The 15,336-nt window shown below is 68.5% G+C and carries 17 protein-coding genes; 6 read left to right on the top strand and 11 right to left on the bottom strand.

The genetic code is table 11. The features are described from left to right. Positions 1-131: 131 nt before the first annotated feature. Positions 132-944 carry a hypothetical protein gene (locus ACFYO1_RS36555; protein ID WP_387241808.1) on the top strand — a complete coding sequence of 271 codons (813 nt, stop codon included), beginning with the start codon at positions 132-134 and terminating at the stop codon, positions 942-944. Positions 945-1,608: 664 nt separating this feature from the next. Here ACFYO1_RS36555 and ACFYO1_RS36550 read toward each other — a convergent pair. The 5 genes from ACFYO1_RS36550 to ACFYO1_RS36530 all read right to left on the bottom strand — a co-directional run bounded on the left by ACFYO1_RS36550 (position 1,609) and on the right by ACFYO1_RS36530 (position 6,798). Further along, positions 1,609-3,012, bottom strand: coding sequence for a M1 family metallopeptidase (locus ACFYO1_RS36550; protein WP_387241805.1), 1,404 nt, complete (start codon positions 3,010-3,012; stop codon positions 1,609-1,611). A gap of 60 nt (positions 3,013-3,072) precedes the next feature. Further along, entirely contained in the window at positions 3,073-3,711 is a 639-nt protein-coding gene (locus tag ACFYO1_RS36545) for a LysE family translocator (RefSeq protein ID WP_387241802.1), read from the bottom strand. Between the two features lie 49 nt (positions 3,712-3,760). Beyond that, the gene (locus ACFYO1_RS36540) at positions 3,761-4,429 is read right to left on the bottom strand and encodes a DUF3239 domain-containing protein (protein ID WP_387241799.1); all 669 of its coding nucleotides are present in this window, start codon (positions 4,427-4,429) and stop codon (positions 3,761-3,763) included. Positions 4,430-4,470: 41 nt separating this feature from the next. Then, positions 4,471-6,129, bottom strand: a complete 1,659-nt coding sequence (locus ACFYO1_RS36535; protein ID WP_387241796.1) for a DNA repair helicase XPB — start codon at positions 6,127-6,129, stop codon at positions 4,471-4,473. An 81-nt stretch (positions 6,130-6,210) separates the two neighbouring features. After that, positions 6,211-6,798, bottom strand: coding sequence for a GNAT family N-acetyltransferase (locus ACFYO1_RS36530; protein WP_387241792.1), 588 nt, complete (start codon positions 6,796-6,798; stop codon positions 6,211-6,213). A 106-nt stretch (positions 6,799-6,904) separates the two neighbouring features. On the opposite strand from ACFYO1_RS36530, the gene ACFYO1_RS36525 reads away from it, so the two are divergent. Then, entirely contained in the window at positions 6,905-7,810 is a 906-nt protein-coding gene (locus ACFYO1_RS36525) for a sigma-70 family RNA polymerase sigma factor (RefSeq protein ID WP_387241789.1), read from the top strand. 44 nt (positions 7,811-7,854) lie between these two features. Here the strand turns inward: ACFYO1_RS36525 and ACFYO1_RS36520 are convergent, their stop codons facing one another. Beyond that, entirely contained in the window at positions 7,855-8,058 is a 204-nt protein-coding gene (locus ACFYO1_RS36520) for a hypothetical protein (RefSeq protein WP_375915188.1), read from the bottom strand. Positions 8,059-8,232: 174 nt separating this feature from the next. On the opposite strand from ACFYO1_RS36520, the gene ACFYO1_RS36515 reads away from it, so the two are divergent. Both ACFYO1_RS36515 and ACFYO1_RS36510 read left to right on the top strand, forming a co-directional pair. Then, complete coding sequence (locus ACFYO1_RS36515; RefSeq protein WP_387241786.1) at positions 8,233-9,405, top strand: pyridoxal phosphate-dependent aminotransferase; 1,173 nt, start codon at positions 8,233-8,235, stop codon at positions 9,403-9,405. A gap of 43 nt (positions 9,406-9,448) precedes the next feature. Then, positions 9,449-9,991 carry a dihydrofolate reductase family protein gene (locus ACFYO1_RS36510; RefSeq protein WP_387241783.1) on the top strand — a complete coding sequence of 181 codons (543 nt, stop codon included), beginning with the start codon at positions 9,449-9,451 and terminating at the stop codon, positions 9,989-9,991. A gap of 35 nt (positions 9,992-10,026) precedes the next feature. Here the strand turns inward: ACFYO1_RS36510 and ACFYO1_RS36505 are convergent, their stop codons facing one another. The 4 genes from ACFYO1_RS36505 to ACFYO1_RS36490 all read right to left on the bottom strand — a co-directional run bounded on the left by ACFYO1_RS36505 (position 10,027) and on the right by ACFYO1_RS36490 (position 13,412). Beyond that, on the bottom strand, positions 10,027-10,731 hold the full coding sequence (locus ACFYO1_RS36505) for a trimeric intracellular cation channel family protein (RefSeq protein ID WP_387241780.1): 705 nt from the start codon (positions 10,729-10,731) through the stop codon (positions 10,027-10,029). Positions 10,732-10,795: 64 nt separating this feature from the next. Then, positions 10,796-11,440: a LysE family translocator gene (locus tag ACFYO1_RS36500; RefSeq protein ID WP_387241777.1), complete on the bottom strand. Its 645-nt coding sequence runs from the start codon at positions 11,438-11,440 to the stop codon at positions 10,796-10,798. A gap of 131 nt (positions 11,441-11,571) precedes the next feature. Next, the gene (locus ACFYO1_RS36495; protein ID WP_387243120.1) at positions 11,572-12,636 is read right to left on the bottom strand and encodes a 3-deoxy-7-phosphoheptulonate synthase; all 1,065 of its coding nucleotides are present in this window, start codon (positions 12,634-12,636) and stop codon (positions 11,572-11,574) included. A gap of 305 nt (positions 12,637-12,941) precedes the next feature. Further along, entirely contained in the window at positions 12,942-13,412 is a 471-nt protein-coding gene (locus ACFYO1_RS36490) for a carboxymuconolactone decarboxylase family protein (RefSeq protein ID WP_387241774.1), read from the bottom strand. A gap of 180 nt (positions 13,413-13,592) precedes the next feature. On the opposite strand from ACFYO1_RS36490, the gene ACFYO1_RS36485 reads away from it, so the two are divergent. Together ACFYO1_RS36485 and ACFYO1_RS36480 are read left to right on the top strand one after the other, a co-directional pair. Next, positions 13,593-13,757, top strand: a complete 165-nt coding sequence (locus ACFYO1_RS36485) for a DUF5993 family protein (protein ID WP_387241771.1) — start codon at positions 13,593-13,595, stop codon at positions 13,755-13,757. Beyond that, complete coding sequence (locus tag ACFYO1_RS36480) at positions 13,757-14,386, top strand: disulfide bond formation protein B (RefSeq protein ID WP_387241768.1); 630 nt, start codon at positions 13,757-13,759, stop codon at positions 14,384-14,386. The genes ACFYO1_RS36485 and ACFYO1_RS36480 overlap by 1 nt, the downstream gene beginning before the upstream one ends. Positions 14,387-14,393: 7 nt before the next feature. Here the strand turns inward: ACFYO1_RS36480 and ACFYO1_RS36475 are convergent, their stop codons facing one another. Beyond that, on the bottom strand, positions 14,394-15,272 hold the full coding sequence (locus tag ACFYO1_RS36475; RefSeq protein ID WP_387241765.1) for an oxidoreductase: 879 nt from the start codon (positions 15,270-15,272) through the stop codon (positions 14,394-14,396). Between the last annotated feature and the right edge of the window lie 64 nt (positions 15,273-15,336).

The following is a 15,336-nucleotide window of genomic DNA, read 5'->3' as shown; positions in this document are numbered from 1 at the left end:
GCAGGCGGCCGAGCAGTTGGAATCCAAAGCTATTCACTAGCAATGCCTTTCGCGCAAACCCATAACGTGGACATTCGTCCAGTACGTGGTTTCTTTCGCTCCGGCGAACCGAGTCGTTACGCTTGGCCAGTATGACGCTGGACGAGGCTGCCCGCGACTTGTACGGACTCGCGCCGGGCGAGTTCGTCGCCGCCCGCACGGCCAAGGCCGACGCGGCCAAGGAGGCGGGCGACAAGGAACTCGCGACCGCCATCGGCAAACTGCGCAAACCCACGGTCACCGCGTGGACGGTGAACCTGCTGGCCCGAGCGGCGCCCGAGGAGGTGGAAGCGCTGCTCCAGCTGGGCGCGGCACTGCGTTCGGCCCAGCGCAAACTGTCCGGCGCCGAGCTGCGCAGCCTGACCGGGCAGCGGCAGCAGGCGGTCAACGCCCTGGCCAAGAAGGCAGGCACGCTCGCCGCGGAGCACGACCATCCGGTGAGCGAGAGCGTGCTACGCGAGGTCGGGCAGACGCTGAACGCGGCGCTGGCCGATCCGGCGGTCGCCGAGCAGGTGCACGCCGGGACGTTGGCCACCGCGGCGACCTACGAGGGGTTCGGCCCGGCCGGGCCGGGACTGGTCGCGGTCGACGATGCCGAACCGTCCGCCGCGCCCGCCGAGGACAATCCGCGCCAGGATCTGGACGACGCGCTGGAATCCCTCGAATCCGCGCGCGCGGCAAGAGATTCGGCCCACGAAGAAGCCGACCAAGCGGCAGATCAGCTGAGCGACATCGACTCCCGGATCACCGAGCTGAAGGAAGCACTCGCCCAGGCCGAACAGGAACGCCAGTTCGCGCGCGCCACCGAACGCGCGGCTCAGGACGAATTACGTTCAGCCCAAAAGCAACTCGATCGAGCCGAACGATGGGTAGAACGGGCACGCAACCACGTCGACGGCGAATAACTACACCAAACCGCGCCCCTGGCCTCTGGATCCCATGCTCCCTCTCGAGATCCGCTCAGACCAAGCGACAGATAGGTTCGCCCTCGCACACCTATTTCGTCCTTCACACACCCCTCAACCCTTCAACAGGTATGCGAAGGATGAAGCAGGTTTGCGAAGAAGTCTCGATAACGCAACCACAGCCAGATGACCACGCTGGAACTCGACACCGCGTGCTCGACGTGCGCCTAAAGCCGGGTACGGCAGGCGACGTGCTCAGCACTACTTCAGTGAAAACCGGGGTAGGTCTTCAGTTTTCTTGTCAGGTCGCGTTGGGACATGCCGGGGGTCTACCTGGCGAGTCAGGTACACCTGCTCCCCGAGATGATCGATAGTGCTGAGCACGTCAGGCGGGGTCCCCGACCTACTCACGCAGTTGGCATGGGCAATGCGGAAGTTCCAGCGTGGTCATCGGGTTGTGGTCCGGTTCAAAGAGGCTCGGGAAGCGCGGTGCGTCGAGTGAGTGGTTCGGTCACCGCCGTGGGGCGCGTGAGCGGTTCAGTCAACGAAGAGGGTGAGCGTCGGCCCCGCTCATCGAGTCGAGTCAAAAGGTCGTTCGCTCGTCGAGTCGAGTCAAAAGGTGGCTGTTCAAGATCATTCAGCGACCTTTTGACTCGGCTCGATGTCAGCCGCGGAGGGTGCCGGGGTAGAGGTACTCGTCTGGGGGTGGGGTGTTCTGGTTGAGCCAGGCGTCGAAGAAGGGGGTGAGGTCTGTTGGTGACTTCGATTGGATGAAGGTGCGGAATTCTGGCATCGATGCGTTGGCGAACGCGTGGGCTGCGTTGAAATCCCTTACCGTGGTGAAGAATACGGGGTCGCCGAGTTGCCTGCGCAGCGCGTGCAGGAACAGGGGGCCGCGGTAGTAGACCGAGGTGAATTCCTTTCCGGCGCCGGGGTTTGCCAGCGGGATCTGCCAGAACTCGCTGTTGCCCAGATAGGTCTGGAGGGTCTGCCGGTACTCGGCGTCGACGTCCTTGCCCTCCTTGTGCTCCGGCCACAGGTAGTCGGCGGTGTAGCTGGCGAAGCATTCGTTCAGGCACACGTCCGACCACTGGCGCACCGACACCGAATCGCCCCACCACTGGTGGGTGATCTCGTGCACCGCGGTCGGCAGGTCGGTCCACGGCGCGTAGATCGGCCGGGTCTGGGTCTCCAGCGAGAACATGATGTCGGCGTCCACGTAGATGCCGCCGGAGGACTCGAACGGGTAAGGGCCGTAGAGGCTTTCGATGAAGTCGAGGATCTCCGGCAGGCGCTGCTCGGTCTCCCGGTTGCGTTCGGCCTGCGGCGCGAACGCGCTGATCAGCGGGGTGCCGTTGGCCCGGCGCTGCTCCAGGAAGCTGAACTTGTCGATCGCGATGGTGGTCAGGTAGCCGACCACCGGCTGGCTGGCCGCCCAGCTGACCGTGCGGCGCTCGCCGCGCACCTCGTCCTGGGTGCGCAGGCCGTTGGAGACGACCTCCCACTCCGCGGGGACGGTCGCGTGCAGCGCGAAGGTGGCCTTGTCCAGCGGGGTGTCGTTGAGCGGATACCAGCTGGTCGCCGAGTGCGGCTCGCCCGCGGCGAACGCGCCGCCGCTCGGCGCGTAGGTCCAGCCGTTGCCCTCGGTGTTCTGCGCGATGCCCGCGTAGTCCACGGTCACCGTGAAAGGCAGGCCGGGCAGCAGCGGCAGCGACGGGGTCACGGTGAGCTCGTGCTCGCCGTGGCGATCGAACCCGGCGGGCAGGTTGTTCACCGTCACCGCGCGCACGTCCGGGCCGGCGAAGTCCAGGTTGAACGCGCGCAGCGCCTGCGTCGAGACGGCGTCGACGCGGGTGGTCCCGGTGAGCTGGTGGCTCGCCGGGTCGTAGTCGATGGTGACGTCGTAGTGGCGGGCGTCGTAGCCGCCGTTGCCGTCCTCCGGGTAGTACGGGTCGCCGAGGCCGGACGATCCGGTGAACGGATCGGGCGGCGGGTCCGCGGCGGCGGGCGCTCCGGTGGCGACGACCGCGCCCACGACCACCGCACACATCCAGCCGGACAACCTCATTCGACAACCACCCCTCTTACATTCGGTACAGCCGTACCAACCCGATGGATGGTAGCCGGTTCAGTCCGTGCTTCCGGTCAGCGCCACCGACGCGCCGAGCCCGACGATCATCATCCCGCCGGCCCCGCCGACCGCCTCCAGCCTGCGCGGCGAGCGAGCGAACCAGCTGCGCGCCGAGGACGCGAGCAGCGCCCACACGCTGTCCGAGACCATCGCGATCACCAGGAAGATCGAGCCGAGGATCAGGAATTGCAACGGCAGCGACCCGGCGGCGGGATCGGCGAAGTGCGGCAGGATCGCCGCGAAGAAGATGATCGCCTTCGGGTTGGTCACGCCGACGATCACGCTCTGGCGCAGCACCTTCGCGTCCGGCACCAGGTCGACCTTGGCGCCGAGCGCGTCGAGCAGCGTCTTGCGCTCGCGAATCGCCTGCACGCCGATGTACATCAGGTACAGCGCGCCGGCGAACTTGATCACGGTGAGCGCGAGCGCCGAGGCCATCAGCAGCGTGCCGAGCCCCACCGCGACGAGCAGCAGCGCGACGAACACGCCCGTGCAGTGCCCGAGCACCGACAGCAGCGCCGCGCGCCGGCCGAGGGTGAGCGCCCGCCCGATGGTGAACAGCACCCCGGGCCCGGGGACGATGATGAGGACGGTCGCCGCCGCGAGAAACGCCAGCAGATTGGACATCGGAACCATCTTCGGAGTCTAAGCGGCGGCGCAACCCGAAATAGGGAATGTTCCAGCGTCAGGAACCGAGATCGTCGGGCAGCTGGTGCGGATCGAGCAGCAGCCGCTTGGCCGGTGCGCGCCGGACCTTCTCGGTGAGCGCGAGATTGTCGGTGAGCAAACGCCATTCGGCGTCGCTGATCGCGGCGCGGGCGCGCTCGATCACCTCGTCGTCGGTGGTGCCCCAGGCGATCGGCATGGCGCTGACCGACTGCCAGCGTTCGCCGACCTGCCGCGGCGCCCGATCGGTGCGCACCGCGACCGCGGGTACCCGCTCCCCCGCGGTCGTCTCGTGCCCGGGCAGCGTGCGGACCCGGCGGATGACCAGCGCGTAGCGCGGGTCGGTGGCGTCCGGCTTGGCCACATCGACCAGGGCGAGCAGCACCACACTGGACGGGTAGGTCTCCGAGACCACCGCGGGCACCAGTTCGCCGTCGGTGTAGAGCTTGTCGATACTGGCGTGCCGGGCGGTCCAGAAGGCCACCCACAGCGAGACCACCGCGCCGAGGATGAACGCGATGGTCAGCAGGTAGGCCCACGGGTGGTTCAGGTAGATCAAATACGCCGCGCCGGCGGTCGCGATGATCGCCGCGGCTATCGCCCCTATACGTAGTCGACGCTGATCGGCGAAGACTTCGTTGACCGCGCGGGCATGCTTGCGGTCCACCGGGAATTCGAAGCGTCGCACGTCCCTATTCCTAGCACATTTTACGGAGGAGTTGCCTCCACTTATCCGATGGGCGGCCCGAGCAGGTCGTCGGCGTCCATGATTCGGTAGGCATACCCCTGTTCGGCCAGAAAACGCTGTCGGTGCGCGGCGTATTCGGCGTCGAGGGTATCCCGGGCCACCACCGAGTAGAAGTGCGCTTGGCCACCATCGTGTTTCGGCCGCAACAACCGGCCCAGGCGCTGCGCCTCCTCCTGGCGGGAGCCGAAGGTGCCCGAAACCTGCACCGCGACCGAGGCTTCCGGCAGGTCGATGGAGAAGTTCGCCACCTTGCTGACCACCAGCACGGGGATATCGCCCTGCCGGAACGCGTCGAAGAGTTCTTCGCGCTCTTTGGTTTTCGTCGAGCCCTGGATCACCGGCGCGTTCAGCGCCGCGCCCAGCTCGTCGAGCTGGTCGAGGTAGGCGCCGATCACCAGGGTCGGCGCGTCCGTGTGCTTGGCCAGGATCGACTGCACCACCGGGATTTTCGTGCGCGCGGTCGAGCACAGCTTGTAGCGCTCCTCCGGCTCCGCGGTCGCGTAGGCCATCCGCTCGGCGTCGGTGAGCGTCACCCGGACCTCGATGCACTCGGCGGGGGCGATCCAGCCCTGCGCCTCGATGTCCTTCCACGGCGCGTCGTAGCGCTTCGGGCCGATCAGCGAGAACACGTCGCCCTCCCGGCCGTCCTCCCGGACCAGGGTCGCGGTGAGACCGAGGCGGCGGCGCGACTGCAGGTCGGCGGTCATCCGGAAGACCGGCGCGGGCAGCAGGTGCACCTCGTCGTAGATGACCAGGCCCCAGTCGCGGCTGTCGAACAGCTCGAGGTGCCGGTATTCACCTTTGGTGCGACGGGTGATCACCTGATAGGTCGCGATGGTGACCGGGCGGATCTCCTTGCGCTCGCCGGAGTATTCGCCGATCTCGTCCTCGGTCAGCGAGGTGCGCGCGAGCAGCTCGCGCCGCCACTGCCGGCCCGCGACGGTGTTGGTGACCAGGATCAGCGTGGTCGCCTTGGCCTTCGCCATGGCGGCGGCGCCGACCATCGTCTTGCCCGCGCCACACGGCAGCACCACGACCCCGGAGCCGCCCGCCCAGAACGAGTCGGCGGCCATCTCCTGGTAATCGCGCAGGTGCCACTTGTCGTCGGAGTAGTCCAGTTCGATCGGATGCGCCTCGCCGTCGACGTAACCGGCCAGGTCCTCGGCGGGCCAGCCGATCTTCAGCAGCATCTGCTTGATCCGGCCGCGCTCGGAGCCGTGCACGATCACCGTGTCGTCGTCGAGCCGGGCGCCGAACATCGGCGCGAGCTTCTTGTGCCGCAGCACCTCCTCCAGCACCGCGCGGTCCAGGCTGACCAGGACGAGCCCGTGCGCCGGATGCTTGACCAGCTGCAACCGCCCGTACCGGGCCATGGTGTCGACGATGTCCACCAGCAGCGGCTGCGGCACCGCGTACCGGGAGAAACTGACCAGCGCGTCCACCACCTGCTCGGCGTCGTGCCCGGCCGCTCGCGCGTTCCACAGCGCCAGCGGCGTCACCCGATAGGTGTGCACGTGCTCGGGCGCGCGCTCCAGCTCGGCGAACGGCGCGATGGCCTGCCGCGCCGCGTCGGCCAACTCGTGGTCGACCTCCAGCAGCAGCGTCTTGTCACTCTGCACAATCAGTGGACCGTCGGTCACAGCCCCTCCTCGCATCGATTCCGGACCATTCTCCCTGAGACCACCGACAGCACGGCACGGCCGGTCCCCTGACCACGACAATCAGCGTTGCAGCGCCCGGTCGAACTCGGCAGGCCAACCCTGCGCGGGGCCCGGCGGATCGGTGGGCAGGCGGGCGGCCAGCCAGTGGTCGCGACTGCGGCCGCGTTGCAGGCTGCCCTGCCGGGCCAGGCCCTCGTAGCGGAAGCCGGTGCGGCGAGCCACGGCGGCCGAGGGGTAGTTGCCGACGAACGCGCGCCAGCTGATCCGGCGCAGCGCCATGCCGTCGGGCCGGAAGGCGTAGTCGCAGACCAGGTTCACCGCCTGGGTCATCAGGCCGCGCGAGCGTTCGGCCGGGGCCAGCCAGAAGCCGATCTCGGCCGCGGACTCGTCGCGTTCGCCGAGGCCGACCATGCCGACGACGGTGCCGCCCGCACGCAGGCGCAGCGCCCAGGTCGGGCTGCGGCCGGCCCAGCCGGGGCGGACGATGTCGTCGACGAAGGTCTGCGCGTTGTCCCGGGTGTAGGGCACCGGGATGGTCACCCACTCGCCGATGGACGGATGCTGACAACATTCGGTGATGGCGTCGATATCCGCGGCGGTGGGGATCGATAGCCAGACCGTTCCGTTCGACAGCGCGTGTACGTCCATCGAGTCATGTTGTCACGAATCGCCGGACCTGAGCATCGGCTTTCCCGCGGGCCGGGCCGGGGCACCGTGGTAAACCGACCGGCCCGGAGATCGTAGAATCTCCCTGATGGTTGCCGCTCTGCTTGCCGGATTGTTCGAATCACATCGAGCGCATCTGCTCTCGGTCGCGTATCGGCTGACGGGCAGCGTCGGCGACGCCGAGGACGCGGTGCAGGAGAGCTGGCTGCGCCTGGCCGGCGCCCACCAATCCGAGATCGACGACCCGCGCGCCTGGCTGACCACCGTGGTGAGCCGAATCTGCCTGGACCGCTTGCGCAGTGCCGCGGTGCGCCGGGAAAGCTATGTGGGGCAATGGCTACCGGAGCCCGTGGTGACCGCGCGCACGCCGTCGAGCACGCCGGACCCGCTGGAGACGGTGGTCCGCAGGCAGGAGTATCGGCTCGCGGCCATGGTGGTACTGGACCGCCTGACCCCGCCACAACGGGTGGCTTTCGTTCTGCACGACGGGCTTTCGGTGCCGTTCGACGAGATCGCCGAGATCCTCGACGTGTCGGCCGAGGCCGCCCGGCAACTCGCGGCGCGGGCGCGCAAAGCGGTGGCGGACACGCCGCCGCCGGTGCCGGACGCCGAGCACGAGGCCGCGGTGCAGCGCTTCCTGACCGCGCTGCGCTCCGGCGACGTGGGCGCGGTTACCGCTGCGCTGCACCCTGATTCGGTGGTGATCGGCGATGCGGACGGAACCACCTCGACCGCGGTGAATATCCTGCGCGGCGCGGATCGGATCGCGCGCTTCTACGTGGGCTTGGTGCGCAAGTACGGCCTGGACGGCAGCGACGTGGATCCCGCCTACAACTACGAATTCGCCTCGGTCAACGGGCAATTGGGCCTGGTCGTCACCGCGGGCTACGGACATCCGCCGCGGGTCATGGGTTTCACCGTCCGCGACGGACTGGTCTGGGGCACTTACGATCTCGCGAATCCGGCCAAGCTGACCGGCATCCGGCTCGGCTGAGCCCGCCGGGCCGGCCCCCTCACGACCGGTCCGGCGGGCTGCCATCAGGGAGTGGCCGAGCCGGAGAACCAGTTGCCGGTGGAGGAGCCGAGGCCGGGGTTGCCGGTCGAGGAACCGAGGCCCCAGTCCGGGGTAGAGGAGCCGAAGCCCGCGATGAAGTCCTGCATGACGTGCCGAAGCAGACCGAGTGCGGATCCGGCGACCTCCGACGTGGCCGGATTCACAACAAGGTCGAGATATGAGGCCATGAATGCCCCTTTCGAGATACCCGCAGATCGCGGGACTGTGAGGTAGAACACGGCGAGGCTAGCCGCCGCTGGGAAACCGCACAACCATGCAGGTAGAGGACTCGAATGTGAAGTGAAGCATAGCTATTCGCTATTGAATGGCAACAATAGCGAATGCTGGGCTAGTCTCCGACTATGCCTCCGCAACCCGCCACCGTTGCTCGCCTGCGCCCCTTCGCCTCTACGATATTCGCGGAAATGACCGAGCTCGCCGTCCGATTCGACGCGGTCAACCTGGGCCAGGGATTCCCCGACACCGACGGCCCGGCCGGCATGCTCGAGGTGGCCAGGCAGGCCATCGCCGACGGCCTCAACCAGTACCCGCCCGGGCGCGGGATGCCGGTGCTGCGACGCGCGATCGCCGACGACCGCGCCCGCCGCTACGGCACCCACTACGACCCGGACACCCAGGTGCTGGTGACCGTCGGGGCGACCGAGGCGATCGCCGCCGCCATCCTCGGCCTGGTCGAACCGGGCTCCGAGGTCGTACTGATCGAGCCGTACTACGACTCCTACGCTGCCGCAGTCGCTTTGGCCGGTGCGCAACGACGCACCGCGCGCCTGGTCGCCGACGGCGATCGCTTCGTGCTCGACCTGGACAGCCTGCGCGCCGCGATCACACCGGCGACCAGGATGCTGGTGGTCAACTCCCCGCACAACCCGACCGGCACCGTGCTCGGCCGCGCCGACCTGGAGGCCATCGCCGAGATCGCCTGTGAGCACGACATTCTGGTGCTCACCGACGAGGTCTACGAGCACCTGGTCTACGACGGCACCGAGCACATCAGCCTGGCCACGCTGCCCGGCATGGCCGAGCGCACCGTCGTGGTGTCCAGTGCGGCAAAGACATTCAGCGTCACCGGGTGGAAGACCGGCTGGGCGTGCGGTCCGGCGCCGCTGATCGACGGCGTGCTCGCCGCCAAGCAGTTCATGACCTTCGTCGCCGGTGGCCCGTTCCAGCCCGCGGTCGCGCACGCGCTGAACCACGAGCTGGAGTGGGTCGCCGGGCTGCGGGACACGTTGTCCGAGAAACGACTTCGGCTCGCCGCCGCCCTGGCCGACACCGGGCTGGAGGTGAAGCAGAGCCCGGGTGGCTATTTCGTGTGCGGCGACATCACCCCGCTCGGCGCGGCCGACGGCCTCGCCTTCTGCCGCGAACTGCCCAAGCGGCTCGGCGTCGCCGCCGTCCCGGTCAGCGTGTTCGCCGACGACGCCGCGGCCTGGAATCACCTGGTGCGCTTCACCTTCTGCAAGCGCGACGAGACCCTCGACGAGGGCGTGCGCAGGCTCCGCGCGGGCGGTCGCTGAACCTTGACATACCCTGTCAGGTTTTACTGACAGGGTATGTCCTATGGCAACCCAATACTTCACCGCGACCAGCCTCGACGGATACATCGCCGACGAGCACAACTCGCTCAGCTGGCTGTTCGAGGTCGACGACGACGGCACCGCCGAGCACAACATCACCGAGTTCCTCGCGGACGTCGGCGCGATGTGCATGGGCGCGACCACCTATGAATGGATCATGGCCAACGACCCGCCGGAGAACTGGGTCAAGGTCTACGGCGACCGCCCCTGCTGGGTGTTCACCCATCGCACCTTGCCCGCCGTCCCCGGCGCCAACCTGCGGTTCGTCTCCGGCGCGGTCGAGCCGGTGCACCGGGACATGCTGGAAGCCGCAGGCGGGAAGCACATCTGGATCGTCGGCGGCGGCGAGCTGACCGGACTGTTCGCCGATGCCGGGCTGCTCGACGAGATCATCGCGGGCGTCGCACCGGTGACCTTGGGCGCCGGTTCGCCCGTGTTGCCGCGGCGAATTCCGGCCTCGCGCATGCAACTCGTCGATGTCACACAGATGGGCCAGTTCGCGCAGCTGCGCTACCGAGTGAAGTAGCGCGCCGCCTGATCTCCCGCGCGCGTCGCGGGAGATCAGGACGGGGGCGGCAAGGTCGGATCGGCCGGCCTGGTCCGCGGATACCGGCGGGCTTGCGGCGCATGCCAACCGAAACGCAACGCGAGCAGCCGGAAGGCGATCGCGCCGAGCGCGGCCAGCGCCCCGGTCCATGCCTGGTAGACACCGAAGTGCAGCAGCGTGGCCGTGGCGACGGCGCCGGCCAGCGCGGGCACCGCGTAGATCTGGTCCGGCCGCAGCACATTCGGCGTCTGCCCGCCGAGCAGGTCGCGGATCACGCCGCCGCCGATCGCGGTCACCAGGCCGAGCAGCGCGGCCGAGGGCGCGCCGAGGCCGTGGGAGTAGGCGATGACCGTTCCGGTCACACAGAACAGTCCGAGCCCGAACGCGTCGGCGACCTCGAGCGGCCCCCTGGTCAACCGCCGCGACGGATGCCAGAAGAAGATCACCGCGGCGGCCAGCACTGCCGTCCACAGATAGCTGAGATCGACGAACGCCGCGGGCGGGGTCCGGCCGATCAGCAGGTCCCGGATGATGCCGCCGCCGAGCGCGGTGGCACAGGCCAGCACCACGATGCCGAAGATGTCGAAGTCCCGCCGGACGGCCAGCAACGCGCCCGAACTCGCGAACGCGAACACCCCGAACAACTCCCCCACATGCTGCACCGCGCCGGCCGCCGACCCGAACGGGCCGGCCAGCACCGCGGCCTCGAAATCCACCATGCCGCTCACGGTGTCACACCCCGGCGGGTGCTCCGCGCCGACACGGCCCGTGGCTATGGCGAGGTCAGGCCGGGGTGGGGCGAGCCCGGTCGGTGGCGAGCAGGACGGCGATGGCGCCGAGCATGGTGCCCATGAGGTAGCGCTGGACACGCAGCCAGAGCGGCCGCCCGGTGAGGAAGGTCGCCAGGCCGGCCGCGCCGAGCACGATCAGACCGTTCACCGTCAGCGCCACCACGATCTGTACCGCGCCGAGGATCAGGCTCTGCAACCAGATCCGCCCGTGTTCGGGCGCGACGAACTGCGGGATCAGCGCCATGTACAGGATCGCGATCTTCGGATTCAGCAGGTTCGTCAGGAAACCCATCATGAACAGCCGCCGGGCCGGATCCGCGGGGATCGTCGCGGGCTCGAATATCGAGGTGCCGCCGGGCCGCAGCGCTTGCCAGGCCATCCACAGCAGGTACGCGGCACCGGTCAGTTTCACCGCCAAGTACAGCCCCGGCACCATCGCGAACACGGCGGTGATGCCGACGGTCGCGGCCACCAGGTACACCCCGAACCCCAGCGCGACACCACCCAGCGACACCAAACCGGCGCGGCGGCCCTGCGACACGGTACGAGAAACCAGGTACATCATGTTCGGCCCGGGCGTCAGAACCAGGCCCAACGCCACCGCCGCCACACCGAGAACTGCCGCCATGTCGATCACGTTGTCGATCCTCGCCGACCGGCACCGACCGGTCTCGGTCCACTTCCGACTTGCTGGTCTGGTGATCGTGCCTGCGCGGTCTCACCCTCCCGCGCCGAGCACCCGCGCGGGAGGCCGAACCGGTGTGGCAGTCAGGAATCGCGGCGCTGCCGCATCGCGTCGGCCAGCGTGTCGAGCTGGCGGGCGGTGGTGTCCCAATCGAGGCAGGCGTCGGTGATGGACTGGCCGTAGGTGAGTTCGCTCGCGTGCCCGAGGGTCAGATCCTGCCGGCCTTCCACCAGGAAGCTCTCGAGCATCACGCCGACCACGCCGGGCTCGCCGGCGCCGAGCCGGGCCGCGATGTCGGTGACCACGTCGACCTGCTTGCTGTGGTCCTTGTTGCTGTTGCCGTGGCTGGCATCGACGACCACCCGCTGCGGCAGCCCGGCCTTCTCCAGCCGCACGCACGCCTCGGCGACCGAGGCCGCGTCGTAATTGGTGCCGGAGGTGCCGCCGCGCAGGATGACGTGGCAGTCGGGATTGCCGGTGGTGCGGATCAGCGCGGCGCGCCCGTCCAGGTCGGTGCCGGGGAACACGTGGCTGGCCGCGGCGGCGCGCACGCCGTCGACGGCCACCTGAACGTCGCCGTCGGTGCCGTTCTTGATGCCGACCGGCATGGACAGCGCGCTGCTCAGCTGCCGGTGCACCTGGCTGGCCGCGGTGCGGGCGCCGATCGCGCCGTAGGCGACCAGGTCGGCGATGTACTGCGGGGTGATCGGGTCGAGGAACTCACACGCCACCGGCAGGCCGAGGCCGGTGATGTCGACCAGCAGCTTGCGGCCGATGCCGAGGCCGGTGTTGACGTCGAACGAGCCGTCCAGGTGCGGATCGTTGATCAGCCCCTTCCAGCCCAGGGTGGTGCGCGGCTTCTCGAAGTAGACCCGCATCACCACGTGCAGCCGGTCGTCCAGTTCGGCGGCCTTGGCGGCCAGGCGGCGCGCGTAGTCGAGGGCGGCGGCGGGGTCGTGCACCGAGCACGGGCCGACGATCACCATCAGGCGATCGTCCACGCCGTTCAGCACATCGACGGTGGCCGCGCGGCCGCGGCGAACGGTGTCGGCGAGGGCGTCGGTGATCCGGTGCACCTGGCGCACCTCGGCGGGTGAACGCAGCGGGCTGACGCTGAGGGTGCGTTGGTCGTCCAGACCAAACAGCATCGCGGAGCGATTCGAGGAGGGGTGGCGGTCGGGCGACGGGCGGGCATGACGTGGATCGACGTCAACAGCGGTGGTCATGTGGGTTCCTTTTCTTCGGCCGACCCACGGACGCGAAACCCCGTCGAGCCGGTCTTCCGGCTCGGGGTGGAATGTCGTCAGCGCAAGTGGTTGCCGCAGACCAGCCCACCCGGGGCCGGCTTGCTAAACCAGAAATACACGCGCTGCACGTCAGGGACTGTACCAGGCGGCTATCGCAGAGCGACTCGACCGTGCCGCATGCCACAGCACGGTCGAGCCGGTATGCCTCATCCCCACTGGCCGGGCTGGTAGTCGCCGGCCGGGGTGCGGGCGATCACGTTCAGCCGGTTCCAGGCGTTGATCATCGCGATCGCGGAGATCAGGGCGGCGGCCTGGTCCTCGTCGTAGTGCTTGCGCACCTCCTGCCACACCTCGTCACTGACGCCCGCGCTGTCCGCGATCCGGGTGGCCTCCTCGGTCAGGGCGAGCGCGGCCCGCTCGGCCTCGGTGAACACGGTGGCCTCCCGCCAGGCGGCGACCAGGTTGAGCCGCACCGAGGTCTCGCCGTGGTGCGCGGCGTCCTTGGTGTGCATGTCGGTGCAGTAGCCGCAGCCGTTGATCTGGCTGGCCCGGATCTTGACCAGCTCGTGCGTGGCCGCGGGCAGGGTGGAGTCGTTGATGATCCGGGCGGCGTTGGTGAGGCGCTTGACGAAGCTGCCTGCGACCTGGTTGCCGAAGAGGTTGATGCGAGCGTCCATGATGTTGCCTTCCTTCGTGGTTTGTTCTGCGTCTTCGTAGAGAGGACGACACGGGTAGGCGATGTGTGACACGACTGCGCGTGGTGACCTGAGTCACTCCGCATTTCGATTCATCGTCGCAGCTCAGAGCGCGGCGTGTCCACGGCCGAGAGCCCCGGTCGCAAGTAATGTCCGACAGCTATGGACACGTTGATCTTCGGCGGACTGCTCGCGGCCCTGGTCGTGCTGTCCGGGCAGCGCTCGCGGCGGGCGGTGCTCGGCGCCTGGTGGGTGCTGCTGCTCGCGACGATCCTGCTGCTGGCTCAGCACATCACCGGCGGGCTCGGCCTCGGGTTGAACTACTGATGGCCACCGCGACCGCGCCCGCCCGGACGGCGGGAACCGTTGTGGGACAACTGCAATACTGGCTGGCCGTGGTTTTCGTGGTCGGCTGGACCGCAGTGATCTGCGGCGGGCTCGGCGTGCAGTTCGGCAGCTGGGACTATCCGTGTCCGCTGTGCATGGTGCAGCGAATGTTCATGGCGCTGGCCGCATTGGGAGCGGCGGTCATCGTGCGCAAGGGCATGACCGGGACGATTGCCGCGCGCGACTACGCGATGGGCTGGGGTTTGGCCGTAGTCGGTTGCGTGGCAGGCGGATTCGCCTCCTGGCGGCAGACGATGCTGCACATCCTGCCCGGCGATCCCGGCTACGGGGAGCCCGTGCTCGGGCTGCATCTGTACGTCTGGGCGTGGATCTTGTTCATCGCCGCGATCGCGACCGTCGGTGCCGTGCTGGCCTTTTCGCACAGCACCGCGGCGGAGACGATCCCGGCGAGACCACATCGACTCATCGGGATGATCGCGTTGTGGTTCCTCGGCCTGGTGCTGGCGATCAACCTGGTCGCGGTCTTCCTGCTGGAAGGCTTCCACTGGTTCCTGCCCGACGATCCGAGCCGGTACCAGTTGTTCTACGACCTGCACATCCTGAGCTGACCGGCGGCTACTTCGCGAAATCGTAGGTGACGCCGGTCAGTTTCTCCGACAGCTCCCACAGGCCGCGCGCGACGTTCTCGTCGCGCGAGGCCTTCGTCGAACCGGAACGGCCCGGGTAGCCGCGCAGGCCGCGCCAGCCGGTCGGCCCGTAGTAGCGGCCGGGTTCGACGTCGGTCGTCGCGGCGTACAGCGTGGGCAGCGCGCCCATTTCGGCGCTCTGCGCGAGCAGCAGGTTGCCGAGCCGCATCACCGCGTCCTGGATCGACTCGGTGTGCGACATCAGCTCGGTCGCGGCATAACCGGGGTGCGCGGCGACCGAGATCTTCGGCGAGCCGACCGCACTCAGCCTGCGCTGCAACTCGTAGGCGAACAGCAGGTTGGCCAGCTTCGCCTGCCCATAGGCCTGCCAGCGCCGATACGGGCGCCGCTCCCAGTTGAGATCGTCGAGATCGATCCTCCCGATGACGTGCGCACCGCTGGCCACCGTGACGATCCGCGCCGAAATCTTGTCCAGCAGTAGACCGGTCAGCGCGAAGTGGCCGAGATGGTTGGTGCCGACCTGCATTTCGAAGCCGTCCGCGGTGCGCGACTCCGGCAACGCCATCACCCCGGCATTGTTGATCAGCACGTCGGCCCGATCCGTCGCCTCGGCGAACTCCCGCACCGACGCCAGATCCGCGAGATCCAGCTTCCGGACCACCGCCCGCTCGCCCAGCTCCGCCGCGATCCGCTCCGCCTTGGCCACGTTCCGGCAGGCCAGCACCACCTCTGCCCCGGCCGCCGCCAGGGCGCGCACCGTGGCCGCCCCGAGCCCGCTGTTCGCACCGGTCACAATGAATTTCCGACCGGACTGATCGGGCATCGACGAGGTATCCCACCTGCTCATGGCGGGAGTCTAAACCGAGACGTGACGTCATACCTGGGCCAGCACGGCGTCGATCGAGGCGTGC

It is taken from the genome of Nocardia sp. NPDC006044 (assembly GCF_042871115.1).
In the GTDB taxonomy this organism is placed as follows: Bacteria; Actinomycetota; Actinomycetes; order Mycobacteriales; family Mycobacteriaceae; genus Nocardia.
The sequence above is the reverse complement of the archived record's forward strand: the minus strand, read 5'-3'. Positions and strand labels throughout refer to the sequence as shown.